At 61.5% G+C, this 19,897-nt stretch carries 18 protein-coding genes and 2 tRNA genes; 8 read left to right on the plus strand and 12 right to left on the minus strand.

Annotation, left to right across the window (positions count from 1 at the left end; translation table 11 throughout):
* Positions 1-2: 2 nt before the first annotated feature.
* Positions 3-194, plus strand: coding sequence for a 50S ribosomal protein L28 (rpmB, locus tag QP828_RS01770; protein WP_016442917.1), 192 nt, complete (start codon positions 3-5; stop codon positions 192-194).
* A 125-nt stretch (positions 195-319) separates the two neighbouring features.
* Here rpmB and adhP read toward each other — a convergent pair whose 3' ends face one another.
* The 3 genes from adhP to QP828_RS01785 form a co-directional block, all read right to left on the minus strand.
* Positions 320-1,336, minus strand: a complete 1,017-nt coding sequence (gene adhP, locus QP828_RS01775; protein ID WP_126134551.1) for an alcohol dehydrogenase AdhP — start codon at positions 1,334-1,336, stop codon at positions 320-322.
* Between the two features lie 149 nt (positions 1,337-1,485).
* Positions 1,486-2,619, minus strand: coding sequence for a thiamine-phosphate kinase (gene thiL / locus QP828_RS01780; RefSeq protein WP_274733787.1), 1,134 nt, complete (start codon positions 2,617-2,619; stop codon positions 1,486-1,488).
* Positions 2,620-3,702, minus strand: a complete 1,083-nt coding sequence (locus QP828_RS01785; protein ID WP_274733789.1) for a D-alanine--D-alanine ligase family protein — start codon at positions 3,700-3,702, stop codon at positions 2,620-2,622.
* Positions 3,703-3,798: 96 nt separating this feature from the next.
* Between QP828_RS01785 and QP828_RS01790 the strand changes: the two genes are divergently transcribed.
* Positions 3,799-4,440, plus strand: a complete 642-nt coding sequence (locus tag QP828_RS01790) for an AMIN-like domain-containing (lipo)protein (RefSeq protein WP_274733791.1) — start codon at positions 3,799-3,801, stop codon at positions 4,438-4,440.
* Positions 4,441-4,457: 17 nt separating this feature from the next.
* On the opposite strand, the gene murA is transcribed toward QP828_RS01790, so the two are convergent.
* The 3 genes from murA to leuC form a co-directional block, all read right to left on the minus strand.
* A complete protein-coding gene (gene murA / locus QP828_RS01795; protein ID WP_274733793.1) occupies positions 4,458-5,783 on the minus strand; it encodes a UDP-N-acetylglucosamine 1-carboxyvinyltransferase in 1,326 nt (441 codons plus the stop codon).
* Between the two features lie 110 nt (positions 5,784-5,893).
* Positions 5,894-6,544: a 3-isopropylmalate dehydratase small subunit gene (gene leuD, locus QP828_RS01800; RefSeq protein ID WP_274733795.1), complete on the minus strand. Its 651-nt coding sequence runs from the start codon at positions 6,542-6,544 to the stop codon at positions 5,894-5,896.
* Between the two features lie 20 nt (positions 6,545-6,564).
* A complete protein-coding gene (leuC, locus tag QP828_RS01805) occupies positions 6,565-8,058 on the minus strand; it encodes a 3-isopropylmalate dehydratase large subunit (RefSeq protein WP_274755659.1) in 1,494 nt (497 codons plus the stop codon).
* Between the two features lie 294 nt (positions 8,059-8,352).
* Between leuC and QP828_RS01810 the strand changes: the two genes are divergently transcribed.
* Positions 8,353-9,114, plus strand: a complete 762-nt coding sequence (locus QP828_RS01810; protein ID WP_051278627.1) for an IclR family transcriptional regulator — start codon at positions 8,353-8,355, stop codon at positions 9,112-9,114.
* Between the two features lie 4 nt (positions 9,115-9,118).
* On the opposite strand, the gene QP828_RS01815 is transcribed toward QP828_RS01810, so the two are convergent.
* A complete protein-coding gene (locus QP828_RS01815; RefSeq protein WP_274733801.1) occupies positions 9,119-10,384 on the minus strand; it encodes a glycosyltransferase family 4 protein in 1,266 nt (421 codons plus the stop codon).
* Positions 10,385-10,568: 184 nt separating this feature from the next.
* Between QP828_RS01815 and def the strand changes: the two genes are divergently transcribed.
* A complete protein-coding gene (gene def / locus QP828_RS01820; protein WP_126134559.1) occupies positions 10,569-11,126 on the plus strand; it encodes a peptide deformylase in 558 nt (185 codons plus the stop codon).
* Between the two features lie 86 nt (positions 11,127-11,212).
* Positions 11,213-12,112, plus strand: coding sequence for a ChbG/HpnK family deacetylase (locus tag QP828_RS01825; RefSeq protein ID WP_274733804.1), 900 nt, complete (start codon positions 11,213-11,215; stop codon positions 12,110-12,112).
* Between the two features lie 291 nt (positions 12,113-12,403).
* On the opposite strand, the gene QP828_RS01830 is transcribed toward QP828_RS01825, so the two are convergent.
* From QP828_RS01830 to gltX, 5 genes are all read right to left on the minus strand, one after another.
* Positions 12,404-12,637 (minus strand): hypothetical protein, encoded by a 234-nt coding sequence (locus QP828_RS01830; RefSeq protein ID WP_274733806.1) that lies wholly within the window; start codon positions 12,635-12,637, stop codon positions 12,404-12,406.
* Between the two features lie 213 nt (positions 12,638-12,850).
* A tRNA-Glu gene (locus tag QP828_RS01835) sits at positions 12,851-12,923 on the minus strand.
* Between the two features lie 26 nt (positions 12,924-12,949).
* Positions 12,950-13,021 (minus strand) — tRNA-Gln (locus QP828_RS01840).
* A gap of 176 nt (positions 13,022-13,197) precedes the next feature.
* Positions 13,198-14,292, minus strand: coding sequence for a hypothetical protein (locus QP828_RS01845; RefSeq protein ID WP_274733808.1), 1,095 nt, complete (start codon positions 14,290-14,292; stop codon positions 13,198-13,200).
* A gap of 26 nt (positions 14,293-14,318) precedes the next feature.
* Positions 14,319-15,821, minus strand: a complete 1,503-nt coding sequence (gene gltX / locus QP828_RS01850; RefSeq protein WP_126135537.1) for a glutamate--tRNA ligase — start codon at positions 15,819-15,821, stop codon at positions 14,319-14,321.
* Between the two features lie 25 nt (positions 15,822-15,846).
* On the opposite strand from gltX, the gene QP828_RS01855 reads away from it, so the two are divergent.
* The 3 genes from QP828_RS01855 (at position 15,847) to QP828_RS01865 (ending at position 19,895) form a co-directional block, all read left to right on the plus strand.
* Entirely contained in the window at positions 15,847-17,076 is a 1,230-nt protein-coding gene (locus QP828_RS01855) for a MalY/PatB family protein (RefSeq protein WP_274733811.1), read from the plus strand.
* 29 nt (positions 17,077-17,105) lie between these two features.
* On the plus strand, positions 17,106-17,849 hold the full coding sequence (locus QP828_RS01860; protein ID WP_274733813.1) for a fumarylacetoacetate hydrolase family protein: 744 nt from the start codon (positions 17,106-17,108) through the stop codon (positions 17,847-17,849).
* Positions 17,850-17,918: 69 nt separating this feature from the next.
* The gene (locus tag QP828_RS01865; RefSeq protein ID WP_274733815.1) at positions 17,919-19,895 is read left to right on the plus strand and encodes an AMP-dependent synthetase/ligase; all 1,977 of its coding nucleotides are present in this window, start codon (positions 17,919-17,921) and stop codon (positions 19,893-19,895) included.
* Positions 19,896-19,897: the final 2 nt, after the last annotated feature.

Here is a 19,897-nt window from a genome sequence, read left to right on the forward strand (position 1 = left end):
CCGTGGCTTCTGTTTGTGACGTCTGCGGCAAGCACCCGGGCTTCGGGAAGAGCGTCTCGCACTCGCACGTGCGTACAAGCCGCCGCTGGAACCCGAATATTCAGCGTGTTCGCGCGCTTGTGAAGGGCGCCCCCAAGCGCCTCAACGTGTGCACCTCGTGCCTCAAGGCCGGCAAGGTGCAGCGCGCCGCCTAAGTACTGTGGCTTCGCTGAGTTCTGGCTCACTCCCGTGAGTTAGCCAGAGCCAGCACAGGAAGGCCGCACATCCATTAGCGATGTGCGGCCTTCCAGTTTAACTAGTCAGGCGACGTTGACGGATATTACTTCTTGAAATCAACAACCATGCGGCCTTCGATCTTGCCGGCCAGCATTTCGTCGATCATATCGTTGATGTCATCGAGCGGGCGGGTAGCAACAATCGGCTTGACAAGGCCCTGGGCTCCGAAGTCGAAGGCTTCAGCCAGGTCCTGGCGGGTGCCCACGAGGGAGCCCACCACCTTGATGCCATCCAGAACGGTGCGGTGAATATTCAGGTCAATGGTGCCCTTGGGAAGGCCCACGCACACCACGGTACCGGCGGCCTTCATCGCATCCACAGCCTGGCCGAAAGCAACCTGGGATACCGCGGTTACCACCGCAACATCCACGCCGCCAACTTCCTTCTGGATCCATTCCCCGGAGTTGATATCCGAGGAATTCACCACGAGGTCCGCGCCGACCTTCTTTGCCGATTCCAGCTTGTCATCGTTGATATCCACGGCAACCACGCGGGCGCGGAACACATTCTTGGCGTACTGGATAGCCAGGTTGCCCAACCCGCCGGCGCCGTACACAGCCACCCACTGCCCCGGGCGAATATTGCCATTCTTGAGAGCCTTGTAGGTGGTCACGCCCGCGCAGGTAATGGACGAAGCTTCGGCCGGATCCAACCCATCGGGAACCTTGACGGCGTAGTCAGCCACCACGATGCACTTTTCCGCCATGCCACCGTCAACGCTGTAGCCGGCGTTTTCCACGCTACGACACAGGGTTTCGTCACCGGTCACGCAGTATTCACAGTGACCGCAGCCGCGGAAGAACCAGGCCACCGAAACGCGGTCACCGACCTTCAGCGAGGTGACATCCTCACCGATTTGTTCCACAACGCCCACGCCCTCATGGCCAATAATGCGGCCGGGCACGTCACCGAAATCGCCGAGCGCCACGTGGATATCCGTATGGCACAGGCCGCAGTATTCGATATCGACGAGTGCTTCGTTGGCCTTGATGGGACGCAGTTCAACGTCCTTAATGTCAACGTAGCCGTCCGAGGGTTCTCGAACTGTCGCTGCTCGCATTTTTTCCTCCTATTTCAGCGGGAGCACCCTTGCTCCCAGTTAACGCGGTGCGGGCCTCGCACCACTTTCTATTTTTACGAGCGGCAGCATAACAATCCAGGGGAAAACGTCCCTATTTCGCGCAAAAAGAATTTTATTACGGTTCCACCCTAATTCAACGTTTGTGATGTGCGGCGAAAATGATCCCAGCCGTTCCCCCGATTCCAGGCTCGCCCGTCCACGGTGACCAGACCAGCCGGATGCGCGGCTTCCACTGTTCCAATAAGGCTAAATCCTTCCGGGAGATGCGGGATGCGCGCCCCCCAGGCTCGTTCCGGGCTCACGTCCATGGTGGCGAGAAAACCGTGGTCCTCTCCACCGCTAAGAACGCAGTCATAAGCCCACTCGAGCGGGTCCGAACGCCCCAGGTGGCGGGCCACCTCAAGAAGATCCTGAGCGTGGCGGTTCAGAGTTTCGGAATGAATATCGATATGTACCCCGGAGGCAGCGGCGATACGCTGGGCGTCACGAATCAAACCATCAGAAACGTCCATCATCGCCCCGCGCAATCCGGCGCGCACCGCGCTGAGCACCGCGGGGACAGGCGGGCGCGGGCGCAGGAAATCCTGCATGAGACGGGTTGCGGCATCCGGGAAAGCTCCCCGATCCGGTGCAAAACCGCGGTTGAGGAGTTCAAAACCGGCGGCTGCACGCCCGAGGTTCCCGCAGTGGATAAGCGGCTGCCCTGGTGCTGCCGCCGAGCGCCGCAGCGGGGTGCGTCCTTCTAGATCGCCCAGAATAGTCGCGCTGATGGCGATATGGCTCCCGCTCACGAGGTCTCCGCCGTCGACCCCACACCCGAGCGGGCCACAATATTCCGCAAGCCCGCGCGCGATATCCGCTACCCAAGCCACCGGAACATCCCCCGGCAGCTCCATGGCGACCACGAGGGAACGCGGCCGCGCCCCCATCGCAACAGCGTCAGCGATATTTTGGGCGGCGACCCGCCACCCCACATCGCGTCCGTTGAACCAATCCCGCCGAAAATGCACCCCCTCCACGAGCATATCGGTGGAGACCGTGACCCGACCGTCGCTCAGGCCGAGCACGGCACTATCATCCCCGCTAGGAACGATTGTTGTTTCTCCGCGCGGGAGTAGCGGGACAATCCGGGCGAGGAGCTCCGCTTCGCTCAGGTCACGTACCAGCGGTCCGGGCACCCGCCCGGCAGTGCCGCCGGCGAAACGGCCCCCGGTACCATCCGCACCGGCACCCGGCCCCTGAGTTTCGTGGCTGCCCACCATTTAGCGCAGCCCTACCCCGCGCGCGAGGGCGAGGTCAATAAGTTCGGAAATAAGCTCGCGGTAGCTCAGGCCGGTTTTCTCCCACAGGATCGGGTACATAGACACCGCCGTGAATCCGGGGATTGTGTTGTGTTCATTGACGTACATGGCCCCGGTGGCGGTGTAGAAGAAGTCCACGCGGGTCATGCCTTCGCATTCGAATACTTCGAAAACGCGCTGCGCCAGGCTCCGCATCTTCTCCGCGTCCGCATCCGGGAGAGCCGCGGGAATCTCCATGTGGAACCCCTCGGTTGCCACGTATTTCGTGGCGTAGTCATACCATTGCACATCCAGCACGATCTCCCCGAGCACGGAGGCCCGGGGGGCGGCTCCGCCACGCCCGCCGAGAACGGCGCATTCGATTTCACGGCCGGGGATTCCTGTTTCCACAATAACTTTGGGGTCGACGGCGCGCGCGGTGGCAATGGCGGCGTCGAGCTGCGAAAGCTCAGCCACCCGCGTGATTCCCAGCGAAGATCCCGCGCGGGCTGGTTTGACGTAAACAGGGAGCTGTAAACGTTCGGCAACTTCCGCGCGCACACCGGCCGGGTCACAGTTCCACCGCTGCGGTTCCACAAGTACATAGGGAGCAACCGGAAGACCGGCCGATTCCAGCACCAGTTTCATATAGTGCTTATCCATAGCCGCTGCGGAGGCGAAAACTCCGCAACCCACGTAGGGAATACCCATCATTTCGAAGGTGCCCTGGATGGTGCCGTCTTCACCGAAGGGACCGTGCAGGAGCGGGAAGGCGACGTCGATAGGCCCGAGGCTGCGTGAGGTGCCGGCTTCCCCGCGCACCACGAAACCGCCTCCGGGTCCAAAATCTGCCAGCACGCGTTCCCCGCGATACTTCACTTCCGCACCGGCTGCCACCTCCTCTGTGCTCATGGGAACCCAGATTCCTTCGGTGGTGATTCCGATGGGGATGACGGTGTAGCGCTCCGGGTCGATGGCTCCCAAAACAGAAGCCGCGGTCAGGCAAGAGACGGAGTGTTCTCCGGACACGCCCCCGTAGATGAGGGCGACGTGATGTGTGGCCACGAATGGACACCTTTCTACTCAGTGCTGTACCCAGGGTAGTACGCCGGGGCGCGCGGCAAGGTGACAAACCCGGGCGCGGCCTACTACAGTAAACATATGACACAGAACACAATGAAGTCGTTTCTCCTGCTCGCAGGCGCTGCCGCCCTCACGCTGGCCGGTTGCTCCGGGACCGGGAAAGGCGCCCCGGTGAGCGATACTTCCACCGCGCCCACTACCCCGAGCGCCTCAGCTTCGGCTCCGGCGGCCAGCCAGTCCCCCAGCCTTACACCCAAGGACGCGCAAGCCTCCCTCAAGGGCTTTATTGAAGGGGACTCGCAATCACCGAATTATCCCAAGCTGACCGAGAATTCCGCGGTGCCCACCGCGGTGCGGGTGGCCGGCCATGAGGGTTGGGATCGCGTGGTCGTGGAATATGACAGCGACGCCGATCTGGAATGGTTCAGTTTCTTCGGAGATGAAGCCATTCAGGATGGTTCCGGGCGCCCCCTAGATATTCCGGGCAAGCGTTTCCTCACCCTGAGCATTTCCGGGGTCACCTACCCGGAAGATCCATCTCAGGCTGCGGATCTCTCCGTTGCAAACCTCGGAGGTGCGAAAGCGGTCCAGGGTGTTCATGTGGAACACGCTTTTGAAGGCATGCACCAGGTGCATATCGGGCTGGATAAGGATCGCCCCTACCGGGTTCAGGTACTGGAGAGCCCCAAACGGGTCGTTATTGACGTTGCCAATAACTAGATTGACGTTGCCAATAACTAGGCGTCCAGCGGCGTAACATCCGCTCCCAGGGCCTGGAGTTTATCCAGGAACTTTTCGTAGCCACGGTCGATAATATCCACCCCGGATACCCGCGATTCTCCTTCGGCCGCCAGTGCGGCAATGAGGTGGGAGAATCCCCCGCGCAGATCGGGAACCACAATATCGGTGGCCCGCAGCGGGGTGGGTCCCTGGATAACAGCCGAGTGGTAGAAGTTACGCTGCCCGAAACGGCATTCGTGCCCGCCCAAGCATTCGCGATAGGTCTGGATATTGGCGCCCATATCCCGCAGCGCTTCGGTGAAGCCGAACCGGTTTTCGTAGACGGTTTCGTGGACGATGGACATGCCTTCGGCCTGGGTAAGGGCGACGACGAGCGGCTGCTGCCAGTCGGTCATGAAACCGGGGTGCACATCTGTTTCAAAAGATACGGATTGCAGGGCGCCACCCGGGTGCCAGAAGCGGATGCCCTCGTCACGCACATCGAATTTGCCGCCGACTTTACGGAAGAGGTTGAGGAAGGACGTCATCGACTGCTGTTCGGCCCCGCGTACGAAAATATCCCCGCCGGTGGCTAGCGCCGCCGCCGCCCAGGATCCCGCTTCGATGCGGTCAGGTAGCGAGGTGTGCGAATAACCAACTAGTTCATCCACGCCTTCCACGCGAATAACACGATCAGTATCCACGGAAATAATCGCGCCCATTTTCTGGAGCACCGCGATGAGATCCATAATCTCGGGTTCCACCGCGGCATTGGAGAGCTCCGTCACTCCCTCCGCCATCACGGCCGTGAGGAGAGTCTGTTCGGTAGCCCCTACCGAGGGATAGGGCAGGCGCACCGGCTTGGCCCGCAAGCCCTTGGGCGCCACCAGGTGCATTCCGGTTTCTTCCTGCACGCGCTTCGCGCCGAATTCCTCCAGGACACGCAGGTGGAAATCAACGGGCCGCGAGCCGATATGGCAGCCGCCCAGGTCCGGAATATACGCTTCGCCCAGGCGGTGCAGCAGCGGACCCGCAAAAAGAATGGGGATACGTGAGGAACCGGCCAGCGCATTCACTTCGTGCGGGTCGTGAGGCAGGTGAATATCGCCGGGGGTGATGTCCACGGTTCCGGCTTCCGGCTGGTAATTGACCGCCACACCGTGCAGGCCCAGCAGCTCCGAAACCACGGTGACGTCACGGATTTGCGGCACATTACGCAGCACGGACGTTTCTTTGGTGAGCAGGGAAGCAACCATGGATTTCGACACAAAATTCTTTGCGCCGCGCACAGTAATCTCACCGCTCAGGGGGACTCCTCCGCGAACCACAAGTTGGGACACCATACTCTCCGCCTTTCTCGCGTGTCACAGGTACCCAGCCAGCATACCGGCCCGCGGCCGGTTTCCGGAGTTATGAGGATATCCGGGTGGGGTGCGCCACCCCGCGGGTGGCCTTATACCGGCGAATCTGGATCCAGGCGCGCCGACTGTACCGGCACCTCAGGAAGGTGCCGCTGCGGCAGGGTACGCGGGGTAAAACCCGGTTGGCGGGCTTCGTATTCCTCAATGAGGGAGATATCACGCAAGGTCAGGGCAATATCATCCAGGCCTTCCATAAGGCGCCAGCGGGTGTAGGGATCAATCTCAAAGGGGTAGGTGGTATCCGCGCAGCACACTTCGCGAGCTTCTAGGTCCACGGTCAGCTCCCGGCCCGGCTTTTCTTCTAAGAGTTCCCATAGCCGGGTGGCGGCGTCGTCGCTAATTTGCCCTGCAACCAGGCCCTGTTTTCCCATATTGCCGCGGAAAATATCACCGAACCTCGGGCTGAGAACGGCACGGAAACCGTAATCGCGCAGCGCCCACACGGCGTGTTCACGCGAGGAACCGGTGCCGAAATCCCGCCCGGCCACCAGAATCGAACCGGCCGCGTACGGGATCTGGTTGAGGATAAAAGCGGGGTCTTTGCGCCGTTCGTGAAAAAGCGCGTCCTCGTACCCGCTTTTGGTGATGCGTTTGAGGTAGCGGGCAGGCAGGATTTGATCGGTATCGACCGCGCTTTCGCGCAGGGGAACGCCGATGCCGGTGTGCTGGGTGAAAATCTCCACGGGTGTGTTCTTTCTACGTTCTACGAGCGGGCGGCGCGGCTCGCGGCCGGTGCGGCATGAACCGCGGCCGATACGGTACCCGCGCCCGCAACCGGGGCGAGAGCAGCCACCGGCGTGAGGTCGGCGGGATGGGAAATATGGCCGGTGACCGCGGTAGCGGCAGCCACCAGCGGGGAAACGAGGTGGGTGCGCCCGCCCGGGCCCTGCCGACCGCGGAAATTACGATTCGACGTCGAGGCGCAGCGTTGGCCGGGCGTGAGTTGATCGGGATTCATGCCCAGGCACATGGAACAGCCCGCGTTGCGCCATTCAGCACCGAAAGCCCGGAAAATTTCATCCAGCCCTTCGGCTTCGGCTTGGAGGCGTACCCGCGCCGAAGCCGGCACGATCATGACGCGCACATCTTTGGCTTTGTGGCGCCCGCGCCACACCGCGGCCACCGAACGCAGATCTTCAATGCGCCCGTTCGTGCACGAACCGATGAAGACGGTATCCACGTGAATATCGCGCATGGGCGTGCCCGGCCGCAAATCCATATAGTCGAGGGCTTCACGCGCTGCTTGGCGCTCTTTTTCTTCCGGCAGTGTTTCCGGATGAGGAACGACGCCGGACAGCGCCACCCCCTGCCCGGGATTAGTACCCCACGTGACAATAGGCTCAATGTCGGAGGCCTCCAGAACCACTTCTGTATCGAAATGCGCATCCGGATCTGTGTAGAGCGTGGACCAGTAGGCTACCGCGGCATCCCAGGCATCCTCGCGCGGGGCGTGCGGGCGCCCGCGCACATACTCCACCGTGGTAGCATCCGGGGCAACGAGGCCGGCGCGCGCCCCGGCCTCGATAGACATATTGCAGATCGTCATGCGCGCTTCCATGGACAGAGCTCGGATTGCTTCCCCGCGATATTCAATAATGTGCCCGGCTGCTCCGTTCGTTCCGATCTTGGCGATGACGGCGAGGATGATGTCTTTCGCGGTTGTCCCTTCGCGCAGAGTGCCGTTGACGGTAATCGACATATTTTTGAAGCGCTGGAGAGGCAGGGTTTGGGTGGCGAGGACGTGCTCAACTTCCGAGGTGCCGATACCAATCCCGATGGAGCCGAAAGCGCCGTGGGTCGAGGTGTGGGAATCCCCGCACACAATCGTCATACCCGGTTGTGTCAGGCCCAGCTGGGGGCCAACGGCGTGCACAATTCCCTGATCCGCGTGCCCTAGCGAATAAATGGGGATGCCGAACTCCGCGACGTTAGCGCGCAGCGCTTCTACCTGTTTACGCGAAGTGGTATTCGCGATGGGACGATCAATATCAATGGTGGGAACGTTGTGGTCCTCCGTGGCGACGGTACGATCCGGGCAGCGCACCGGCCGCCCTTCCAGACGCAGCCCGTCAAAGGCCTGCGGGCTGGTCACTTCGTGGATGAGATGCAGGTCGATGTAAAGAAGATCGGGCGTGCCTTCCGCGCCACGCCGTACCAGATGGGCGTCCCAGATTTTATCCGCGAGCGTGCGCCCCATCCCTGCACCTCCTCTTTCCCTCCCGGGAACTTTTCCCGGGTTCTTCTTGCGGTTACTTTTTACTTTTCCAACGGTGATCGGTTGCGGTGGTCCGCGGATCACTCTACCGAGTTTCGTCCACATGGCAAGACGAAATTCTCACAATGCGGACATTGTACTAGCGCCATGCAGCAACCACGGAACTCCACAGCAATCCGCAGCGGTTTTCGCCACGTACCCCGAAGCCGCAGCACTGCGCGCGGCACCACAGTGTGGACATTTGCATCTCACTTATTGAGATGAGAAAATTTCGGTATGGTTGATTCTCCTCACGCTCAGCCTGCGCCCGCCCCGGAGGGAAGTGGTGTGGGCGTTCTCGATAAGGCTGCCGCCGTGCTCGATGCTCTCGAGGCGGGCCCGCAAACACTAGCGCAATTGGTGACCGCCACCCATTTAGCGCGGCCGACGGCGCATCGCCTGGCCGTCGCCCTGGAATATCACCGTTTCGTTTCCCGCGATAACGAAGGGCGTTTTTCTTTGGGGCCACGCCTGGGCGAGCTCTCCTCCGCCACCGGTGAAGACCGGCTCATCGCCGCGGCAAATCCGGTACTCATCGCGCTGCGCGACCATACCGGGGAATCTTCTCAGCTCTACCGGCGCCAGGGCGACCAGCGTATTTGCGTGGCGAATGCCGAACGCACCATGGGCCTGCGCGATTCCATCCCGGTGGGCGCTTCCCTCTCAATGAAAGCCGGCTCGGCAGCCCAGGTGCTGCTCGCCTGGGAGGAACCCGATCAATTACATCGTGGGTTGCAGGGTGCCTCATTTACGGCCACGAATCTTTCCGCGGTGCGTCGGCGTGGCTGGGCGCAAAGTGTGGGCGAACGCGAGGCCGGCGTGGCTTCTATTTCCGCGCCCGTGCGCGGGCCGAGCGGGCGGGTTATTGCCGCCGTATCAATTTCTGGACCGTTGGAGCGGATGGGCCGCCAGCCCGGGCGGGTGCATTCCGCAGCGGTGGTGGCCGCAGCCGGGCGCCTCACCGATGTTCTTCAAACAACCGAAGGTATTAACGAGTAGCCACCTAACGCCGCCCGCCGCTGTTCCGGATAGCCCGGTCATATTCGGCCAGCACCAGAGGAATCACCTCCTCCCAGCCGTATCCGGGCGCCACGCTTGCATTGTGGTGGGCCATGCGGGTGCGCAGCGCAGTATCTTCTACCAGGCGGGCCAGCTGCGCGATCATATCCGCATCCGTTTCTGCCAGGAGTGCTGAACGCCCATCCTCGAGGAAATCATCAGCTCCGGTGCCCGCCGGAGAAATAATGGGCAGCCCGGCTGCCCGCGCTTCCAGGGTGGCAATGCCGAATGCCTCACGGCGCGAGCTAGTGAGATAAATATCCGCGTGCCGGTAGGCATCCATGAGGCCGGCCCGATCCGTGCGACCGGGAAGATGAAGCCAACCTTCCCCGGGACCCGGATTCCCGTAGGCGCGCCCGCGCCGTTCCAATTGGGAGCGTAACGGGCCATCCCCGTAAATCGTGAGGTGGATATCCCGCCCGGTCAGCTGGCGCGCACCTGCCACACAGTCAATGAGGGCAGCGTTGCGTTTGCGCGGGGCCAGACGCCGGGCGGCCACAACCTCCACTGGTGAGCCGGGGTGATTCTTCCGGCCCGCAGCCCCGGCAGTGCCAGCTCCCCCGGCAGTGCCAGCTCCCCCGGCAGTGCCAGCTCCCCCGGCAACGCCAGCCACCCCGAGCGTATGCGAGGCCGCGGGAGTGCCCAGATGTGCGAGCCGGTAGGCGGCAACCGTGCGCCATTCCCCCAGATCTACACCGTTGGGAATAACTTTCACTTCACCACCTACTGCCCGGTGGACCTGCCCGGCCACCCACGTGGATACCGCGTTATGGACGACGCCACGCGCCGTAACCCGGCGCAGCGGGGCAAGCAGCTTTTCCACCGGATCCAATACGCAGTGCCAGGTAACGGTAGTGGGGATGCCGTCCGCCGCGGCGATGCGCATAGCCGCCCAGGCAAAAGGCGAAACAACTCCGGCTTGAATATGCACCACATCCGCCCCGCGCATAGAAGCACGCAGCTGGGCGCCGTGCCCCGGGGATACCGGGAGGTTACCGAAGAGCGCTGAAGTAATGCGCTGGACGGGAATACCCGCCACGATATCCCGATCTTCTGGGATCCCGGGAACCGGTGGGGTATCACGCGGGGTGGCGGTGATCACCAACACCCGGTGGCCGGCGGCCTGTAAGGCTAGGGCAAGATCGCGAGTTTGTGCTTCGATCCCGCCCAGGCGCGGGAGGAAGCAATCCGAGACGAGCGCGATGCGCATAAGCCCTCACTTTCTTACGGAAGATGCCCCACAGCGGAGTTCCATTGATTGAGCATCCCACCCGCGGCGGGTAGGTGCGCCGTCGTTCCTTTTCCTAGCGTCAGCTTAGCGCCCACCTCCGACAGAAAAAGCACGCGGAACGGAATGCTCTTTGCCTGGGCGCGCCCGGGCCTTAAACTAAAGCATGGCTATTCTTCCTATTTACATCACCGGCGATCCTGTTCTGCATCGGCCGGCCGAACCCATTACGGAGTTTAACGAGGAACTGGCACAGCTGGTCGAAGATATGTATGAGACCACCGTGGCGGCTCCCGGAGTCGGGCTGGCCGGGCCGCAGGTCGGTATTGGCAAGCAGATTTTCGTGTGGGTTTACGCCGATCAGGATGAGGCTCCCGAACGCGGCGTCGCGATTAATCCCACGCTGTTTATTGAACCTGTGAATCCGGATGAAGAGCCTTTCGAAGAAGGTTGCCTGTCCTTCCCGGGCGAACAGTATCCCCTGGCCCGTTCTCCGCACGCTTTGCTGCGGGCGCAAAACGAAAAGGGCGAGCATTACGAAATCGAGGCAACCGGGTGGTTCGCTCGTATTCTCCAGCACGAATATGACCACCTCACCGGGCATTTGTACGTGGATCGGCTCACGGGGCGCGAGGAAGCCGCTGCCAAACGTGCTAAGCGTGAGCACGGCTGGGGCAAGAAGGGGAACACCTGGCTGCCCGGGCGCGATAACCTCGAATACTAACGCTTCCGATCCCGCGCAGCCACCGCGCGGACTCCCATTCATTTTTTGTTCATATTTCGGTAACGTGAAATGGATATTTTGGCGACATGATTGCATCCCAGCCCAGCTCATCGGCCCGCACCGTCGCGGTGTGCGCCGATGGACTGGGGCGCAATCGTGCGCTGAACAACCTCATTATTGAGATGCTTGAACGCGGGCATGCCAGCTGCGCCACGCTCCTGGTTGCCGCTCCCGCGGCAGATCATGCGCTGCGGGCTTTGGCGGCCGTCGGCATCGATCCCGGGCGGATTTTGCTCAGTTTCGCCATTAGTTCACAGGGGCCCGGGGCGCCGTGGCGCGCCGTCGCCGCACATGCCTCAAGTTTGACGGACCGCGCCGGCCGCTACCTATCCGCGGAAAAAAACGCCGCTCCCCCGCCACTCGTGCACGAAGATATCCTCGCGGAATTAGCGGCGCAATTCTCCTGGATGGAGGATCGCGGGTATCGCCCCGCGGGGATTGCGGGGCCGCGTTACGGTTACGATTTTCGCGGACGCGGCCTGGTTATTGATTGTGCCTTGGAGTTTTGCGCGCGCGTTGGCGTGCCGCTGCGTTACGCGCGTCGGGGCGATCCACTCCTTGCCGCCTCGCGTTACCTGGCGGATCGTGCTGCGGGTGCCGGGGAGGGCTCCGGGTGGCACGCGAACTCCGGTACCGATGCGGAAGTCGCGGCTGCGCACGCCCGGCGCGTGGAACGTGCTGATGCTCTTGGGGTGCTACTTCCGGACGACGTCGTCTTCTTCCCGCCGGAGTTCCCCGCGGATAGTTACGGGGACTTGCGCCACGCGTACCTTAGCGCGTTGGAGGAATGTGCCGGCCCGGCAATCCAGGTGGTCTTTACTCCGGCCCGCGAGGATAGTGGGGCGGGGCGCGGGGAATGGGAAACCCGGCTCATGCGCGATCCGTCATTCTTGCGGGCGGTAGCAAGGGTGCGGTGCGCTGCATAATGCCCTTGCCGCCTACGGCCCCATCGAATCATGGGTTCGCTTCTTTTCGAGTGCAGTCGCAATATAAAACTAGACTGCCCCACCGTTAAAAACTGCTCAAGGTGAGAGAGAAAGAGACTGTAGTCGAGTTCCAGATACAGGCGCATATGATCCAACTGGATACCAACAGTCCCTTGTATGCGCTGAGTCGACTGCCGATAGCCCTTTGCTTCGTCCGTTACGAAGGTGAAGTTATCATCAAATAGCAGTGCGACTCCGATGATATCGCCGGCGAATTGCTGCACCTTTTCACTAAGAACGTCCGACCGCTGCAAGTTCTTTTTCCTTCAGCTCTTCTTCGCGGTAAAACTCCACAAAGCCTTCGAGCGCTTCAAACTCTGGACGTAGTGCAGCCTCTTTGTCGTTCATCCAGTAGTTTTCCGCTCTTTCGTTATAGTCCTCGCGGGTGGTGCGTAGTTCGTCCAAAATCTCGTTCTGACGAGCGAGCACTTGGTCGAGACTTGTATAGCTTCCTCGGATAATCATGTGGTGACACCTCCATCCGTATGACCCCAGCCTAATCGAAACATTGCGCTGTGCAAATAGGGAGTTAATGGAAAAATGATGTCTCCAACCCGCGCTTTCCCCCCTGGAATGACAACAAAAATACCGTTCATTTCGGTTGCTGAAAACGTCATTCGCATCGTCGCGGCGAGACGACTCAAGGCGGGAAAACCGAAGCTTTCCCGCCTTGTGCTGTACCCCGTACCGGATTTGAACCGGTGTTACCGCCGTGAGAGGGCGACGTCCTAGGCCGCTAGACGAACGGGGCCTATGAGGATGCTAGAAGCATCATCGCTGGGGTACCAGGACTCGAACCTAGAATGGATGAACCAGAATCACCTGTGTTGCCAATTACACCATACCCCAAGGGTGTGGACCTCAGAATCATTACGCTCCCGAGGACGACAGATAAAAAGCTTAGTGGAATCTCCTCGAGCTGGCAAATCCGCTGAACGTGTGACGCACCACGTTCTCAACCGGCCTCGGTTCACGCAGCACACCCGCTCTAACTGCACCCGCATAAGCGAGGCCGAAACCTGCAGCTACCATTCACGCACGCGCCCCTGCCGCCCAGCTTCCTCCCGCAAAACTTCCGGTACCCGCAGCCAGATGCGGGAACCCGGCGTGCAACCGGTCAGCATTGTGTAGCCATCGCACGCGGGCAGGGGAGAAAACATGGTGCGCACGGCCCCGGCGATGGTGATGTCAACGGCGTCGTAATCGCGGCGCGCCCGCGCCCAATTGACCGTGTAGGTATCCAGACCACCGAGAGTATCCGGACTCCATGTCCGATCCAGAGGAATCCGGAGCGGATAGCGCTCTACCAAGTTCACCCAGTCAGCCGCGGTAACAATCCGATAGATCCGCGAAGGATCCGGCTCGGCCGTATCCGGAACCGCGGTACGGGCCAGGCTGGAATGGGGGTAGTCGCCGGCGTCGTCGCCGAAAAATGACCAGGTGCTGGAGAGCTCACCGAGGGGGTGACCGGCGAAGAAATCGCCTACGTCGAAGCTGAGGTAGCTGAAGGCGAGGTAGTCCTCCGGGCACGCCGGACTATCTGACGGGCCCAGGATCTCGATGATCTGCGAACTTATCTCCCAGTCAAGCGGAGCACGGCTGCGGCGCGAACGGTGACTGCGGCGCCTGCTCGGCAATGCGACCTCGTGGAAGAGTAACTGCGCAGGCCGGAAACCCACCTCCCATTCGGGCGGGATGCGCCCTTCGAGTACGCAATCCCGCGCAGCGGCTTCCTCCGTGCTCAACGCCCAATCCGCGGCAAGAACACGCTCAATATCCGCGTTAAAAGCAAAATGGATAGAGAACTCGCCCAGCGCCAGGTTAGCTCGCTGGAAACGGCCCAACTCAGCCAGCGGCCAGGACGGTTGGGGAATTTCAGCACCGAATAGCCCCACCCGCGGAACGCTCTCCACGCTGCCATCATCCATGGTGAGGGGCTCGAAGAATACCCGGTCACACGCCCCCTCACCCACGCGCGCGCCCAGGGCTTCACCCGCACCCGCGTAGTCACGTGCGCCTGCACCTACCCGCTCCCAGGCCCTTCCCCAGGCACGCAGGTAGGTTCCCGGCGCGGGAAAAGACGCGGCGGGCCGCGGCAGCGGCGTCGTACATACCACCATCGCGGCCCTCCACGTTCGTATCTGAACTACCCGGAAATTTTCTCTAGGAGTTGGTCAATTCGGAGCACCGCTTCCTCACGCCCGAGGATCGCGATGGAGTCAATAACAGGAATGGACACATTCGTACCCGTCATCGCCACGAAAAGCGGGCCGAAGGCGAAACGCGGTTTGATACCGAGCCCCTCCACCAGCGCCGCATCAAGAGCGGGCTTGATAGCTTCCGGCGTGAAATCATCCAGGCCGCTCAACGCTTCGCGAGCTCCCCGCAATGCCTCGGGCGCCGAATCGCGCAGCTTGGATAGCGCTTTTTCGTTGTATTCAAGCCCCGCGGCGTCAACGAACAGGAAGCCGAGCAGATCCCGGGCCTCTCCCAGCAGCTGCATGCGGGTCTGCGCCAGCGGCGCCGCCGCATCAAGAATCTCCCGTTCGCGATCCGTGAGCTCCTCATAGGTGGAAGCACTGAGTACATCGCTGAGGTAGGGAACCAGGCGCCGGGTGTAATCCGCCACCTCAAGGAGGCGGATATGGTCCGCATTAATGGCCACGCACTTCTTATCATCAAAACGTGCCGGATTCGGGTTGACGTTGTGGATATCGAAATGCTCCACAAGTTCTTCTTTGCTGAACACATCGCGCTCAGCGGAGAATGACCACCCGAGCAGGGCCAGGTAGTTGAGCAGGCCCTCCGGGATCATGCCGCGTTCGCGGTGGAGAAGCAGATTCGATTCCGGATCACGCTTGGAGAGCTTCTTATTCCCCTCCCCCATCACATAAGGCATATGCCCGAAACGCGGAGTCCACTTCGCGATTCCCAGTTCTTCGAGGGCGCGATAGAGCACGATCTGGCGCGGCGTAGAAGAAAGCAGATCTTCCCCGCGCAGCACGTCCGTCACTTCCGTGAGGGCATCATCGATGGGGTTCGTGAGGGTGTACAGCGGATCCCCGTTGGCGCGCACAATCACGTAATCCGGGGTGGAGCCGGCCCGGAAAGTGATATCCCCGCGGATAACATCCGTGAACGTAATATCCTCATCGGGCATGCGCATACGCAGCACCGGTTCGCGCCCTTCGGCCCGGTAGGCCGCCTTCTGTTCTTCGGTGAGGTTGCGGTCATAGCCGTCGTACCCGAGCTTGGGATCCTCCCCGCGTTCCCGGTGGCGCGCCTCGATTTCCTCCGGGGTGGAGAAAGATTCGTAGGCGTAACCGCGCTCCAGCAGCTGCGCCGCGACCTTGCGGTAGATATCACCGCGCTGGGACTGCCGGTAGGGACCGTGCGGGCCGCCCACCTCTACACCTTCATCCCAGTCCAGCCCGAGCCAGCGCAGGGAATCAAGAATCTGGTGATACGACTCTTCAGAATCACGGGCTGCATCGGTATCTTCAATACGGAAAATGAAAGTTCCACCTACGTGCCGGGCGTAGGCCCAGTTAAAGAGGCAGGTGCGTACCATACCGACATGCGGGGTGCCGGTGGGTGAGGGACAGAAACGAACTCGGATCTCGCGTCCGGTAGCAGTTGTGATAGCCATGATGGGTTAAGGATACGCTACGGATATGACATATGATTTCGACACTCGCACCGTCTCTGATCTCATCGCGCAGGGCTCGCATAAATGGTCCGCGTTCGGGGATGCTATCGCCATGTGGGTGGCCGAAATGGATCTGGGAATCGCACCGGAAATCCGCGATTACCTGGTGAATGCAGCGCAGCGCGGCGCCCTCGGCTACCTCCCACCCCGCGAAATTCCGGGGATTATGAACGCGGTTTCCGACTGGCTCGGCCAATTCGGCCCAGCGCCCGATCCCGAGCGCATGTTCCTTATTCCCGAGGTTCTTAGCGCCTTGCGGATCACAATCACGCAGTTCACAGCCCCGGATGCCCCGGTTATCGTCCCCACTCCGGCCTATATGCCGTTCCTCACACTTCCGGGAGAGTACGGGCGCGAGGTGCGCCAAGTTCCCTCGATTTTCCGCGCGGGCCGCTGGGAACTGGACCTGGAGGCATTAGAGGCAGCTCTCACCCCCGGTTCTCTGCTTATTTTGTGTAACCCGTGGAATCCGGCGGGCCGCTGTTTGAGTGGCGCGGAGCTTGACGCGCTTGCTGCCGTGGTGGAACGGCGTGGCGCGCGCGTTTTTGAGGATTGTATTCACGCCCCGGTGCTTATCGACGGCACCTACGTTCCCTACGGCCCGCGCAGCGCGGCCACCCGCGCGCATACCATCACCGCGACCAGCGCAACGAAGGGCTGGAATATCCCCGGGCTCAAGGCCGCGCAGCTCATTTTTTATAACGACGACGACGCAGCCCGCTACGCGCCCCATGCCAATGCGTGGAGCTCTCCGACTTCCACGCTGGGAGCTCGCGCCACCAAAATCGCTTTCGAGGAAGGCCGGGATTGGAATCGGGCGGTGTGCTCCTATATCGGTGAAACACTGCGGGTCGTAGAAGAGCGGGTGCAGACCTGGCCCGGGGTGCGCATGGCGCACGTGGAAGGCACCTATATTGCTTTCCTTGATTTTTCCGAGGCGGAATTTGTGCGCGCGGAGAAGGAACGTGCCCGCCGGGAGGGACGCGAGCCGAAGGGCGCCGTCGCCGCAATTCTGGAACAGGCGCAGGTGGCGCTCACGCCCGGCCGGGCATCGGGCGCCGGTTTTGAGCAGTGGGCGCGCATGGTGCTGGCCACCCCGCGCGCTATCGCCCTGGAGGCCCTGGATCGGATCGAGGGCCTGCTGGAGTCCAGTTGTTCGCAAAGCTCAACGCGCCTTCGGGGCGCCGGTCGCTAAAGTCTAGGTGAAATACTAAGGTTAATGATATGAAAATAGCACGCTTGAGTTTAAGCCAGGGCCCGCGCTACGCGGTCTACGACGAAGGCGCCGATGACTTCGTTATCCTCGCCGATGACCCGATTTTCGGGGACATTCAACCTACCGGGGAGCGGGTGGCCGCCGCCGACGCCGTGCTCCTCTCCCCCATGATTCCGCGCTCGAAGGCCATTGGTTTTGGCAATGCAACCGCGCCGGGTACCACCACTGCTGACCTCTTCTTCTTTATGAAGCCCAATACGGCAGTGTGCGGGCCTGATGATCCGATTATTATTCCGGACTGGGCCAGCGAAGGCCTCGCCCACGAAGTGGAGCTCGGGATTATTATCGGGCGCGTTGCCAAGGATGTTCCCGAAGAACGCGCGCTGGACGCCGTTTTTGGTTACACCATTATTAATGATGTGACCGCCCGCGGGGATGTGAACGGCGCCCAGAAGATGTTTGATACCGCGCTCCCGGTGGGCCCCTATATCCTCACCGATATTGACGTGAGCGATCTTGCGATGACCTCGCGGGTCAACGGGGAAACCTACACCCGGGCGCGGACCTCGGATTACCCGCTCTCCGTGGCCCAATCGGTGGCGGCGGCCTCGCGGCGCTGCACCCTACTACCCGGCGATATTATTCTGCCCGGTGCCTTTAACGGTGAGCCCCCGCTGAAAGCGGGCGACGTCGTCGAATGTGAAATCGAAGGTTTCGGGGTGCTGCGCAACCCGGTCCTCGCGGCAAACTAAAGCTCAGGCGGGCGTCAATTACACAACCGAGGCCCGTCCGCGCCGCGGGCGGCCTGTGCAGGAGGATAGATGAAGAAGCATCGCGATGGTTCCCTATCGCAAAAAGCTCCTTTCAAGAACGAGTCGTATCACACGGTTCCGTGGCTGCTCGCGCAGCGGCAACGCAAGCATCCGCGCGATATCGCGGTGCATATCCAGAACTCCATCGGTGGGAACTGGAAACCGTTGACGATTACGGAATTCCTCGAGCAGGTGCGCCTCACAGCGCGCGGGCTGGTCGGCCTGGGTCTCGGGCACGGCGAACGCATCGGTATCCTCGCGGCAACCTCCTACGAATGGGCACTGCTGGACGCGGCCGCTTTGCATATCGGGGTGGTGCCGGTTCCGATTTATGAAACGAGTTCGGCCAAGCAGATCGCGTGGATGGTTGCGGATGCGGAGATCACCCATATCTTTACCGATACCCGCGCCCACGCGGAATTGGTGGATTCGGTAACGCCGCCCGCGATTCCGCCCGCGACCGTCATGACGGAGGATTGGCGCGCCGCGCTGAACGCCGCGGCTCTCGAGGTTCCCGAAGAAGATCTCGAGGCCCGCATCGCGGCGGTCACCGCCGATTCCCTCGCAACCATTATTTACACGTCGGGCACCACCGGGGATCCCAAGGGCGTGGAACTCACCCACGGGAATTTCGCGCGTACCGTGCTGGGAACCTGGCATTACGAACCGGAAATCCTCAATAATCCGCAGGCATCGCTCATCCTCTTCCTCCCCATGGCTCATGTGATGGGGCGGATTTGTGCCTACTTTGGCCTGGCCACCCGTATTTCGGTAGGTTTCGTCGGCAATCTCAAGAACCTCATGAGCGACCTGGAAACTTTCAAACCCACCCTGCTGCTCGTAGTTCCGCGGGTACTGGAAAAGGTTTATAACGCGGCCGAGGCGAAGGCCGGGGCGGGTGTGCGGCGCCGAATTTTCCGCTGGGCGGCGGATATCGCGGTGCAGAACGGGACGCGGCGCCGGCGCAGCCCGATTTTCGCGGTGAAGCGCGCACTGGCACGCAAGCTAGTTTTCAATAAATTACGCGAGGCGATGGGCGGACGAATTCGCTTCGCAATTTCCGCCGGGGCGCCGCTGGGTACCCGCCTGGGGCGCTTCTATCGCGGCATCGGCTTAACGGTGGTGGAAGGCTACGGCCTCACGGAAACCACCGGTCCGGCAAATGCCACGCGCGCGGCGAATCCCGTGCTGGGCACCGTTGGGTGGCCGCTGCCGGGCATGCGCATTAAACTTGCCGACGACGGCGAAGTCTTGGTCAAGGGCCACTCTGTTTTCCGCGGTTACCATAACAATCCCGAAGCTACCGCGGTCGCATTTGCGGACGGTTGGTTCCACACCGGGGATCTCGGGACGCTCGATAAGCGCGGCAACCTCACCATTACCGGCCGAAAGAAGCACCTGATCGTCACGGCCGGAGGTAAGAATGTGGCACCGGCGGTGCTGGAGGACAAGCTGAGTTCCCACCCTCTCATCTCCAATGTGGTGGTTCTGGGTGATGGCGAACCCTTTATTTCCGCGCTGATTACCCTTGACGCACAGATGCTCCCCTCCTGGCTTTCTTCACACGGCTTGCCGAAGATGACTCCGGCCGAAGCTATGAATTCCGAGGCAGTTCAGGCTTCGCTTCAGCGGGCGATTGACCGCACCAATGCCCAGGTATCGCGAGCGGAGTCCATCCGTAAATTCGTGATTGTGCCCGGTGACTTTAGCGAGGCGAATGGTTTGCTCACGCCCTCGCTTAAGGTGCGCCGTGAAGTGGTACTCGAGAGGTACCGCGATGTGGTGGACGGTATTTACGGGGCCAATCACTCCGAATCCACGAAGAAATCTGAGGAGAAGGAACGCCGGCGGGCGGCCCGGAAAGAACGGCGCGCGCAGCGCCGACTGGGGCGGCTGCGGCGGCGCGGTGCAGCCGGGCAGCAGGGTGAGCGATCCGGCCGGCAGGATGGCCAGCAGCTTGGCGAGCCGGGCAGCGCCGAGAAGTAACG

Source organism: Actinotignum sanguinis (assembly GCF_030230305.1).
GTDB lineage: Bacteria > Actinomycetota > Actinomycetes > Actinomycetales > Actinomycetaceae > Actinotignum > Actinotignum sanguinis.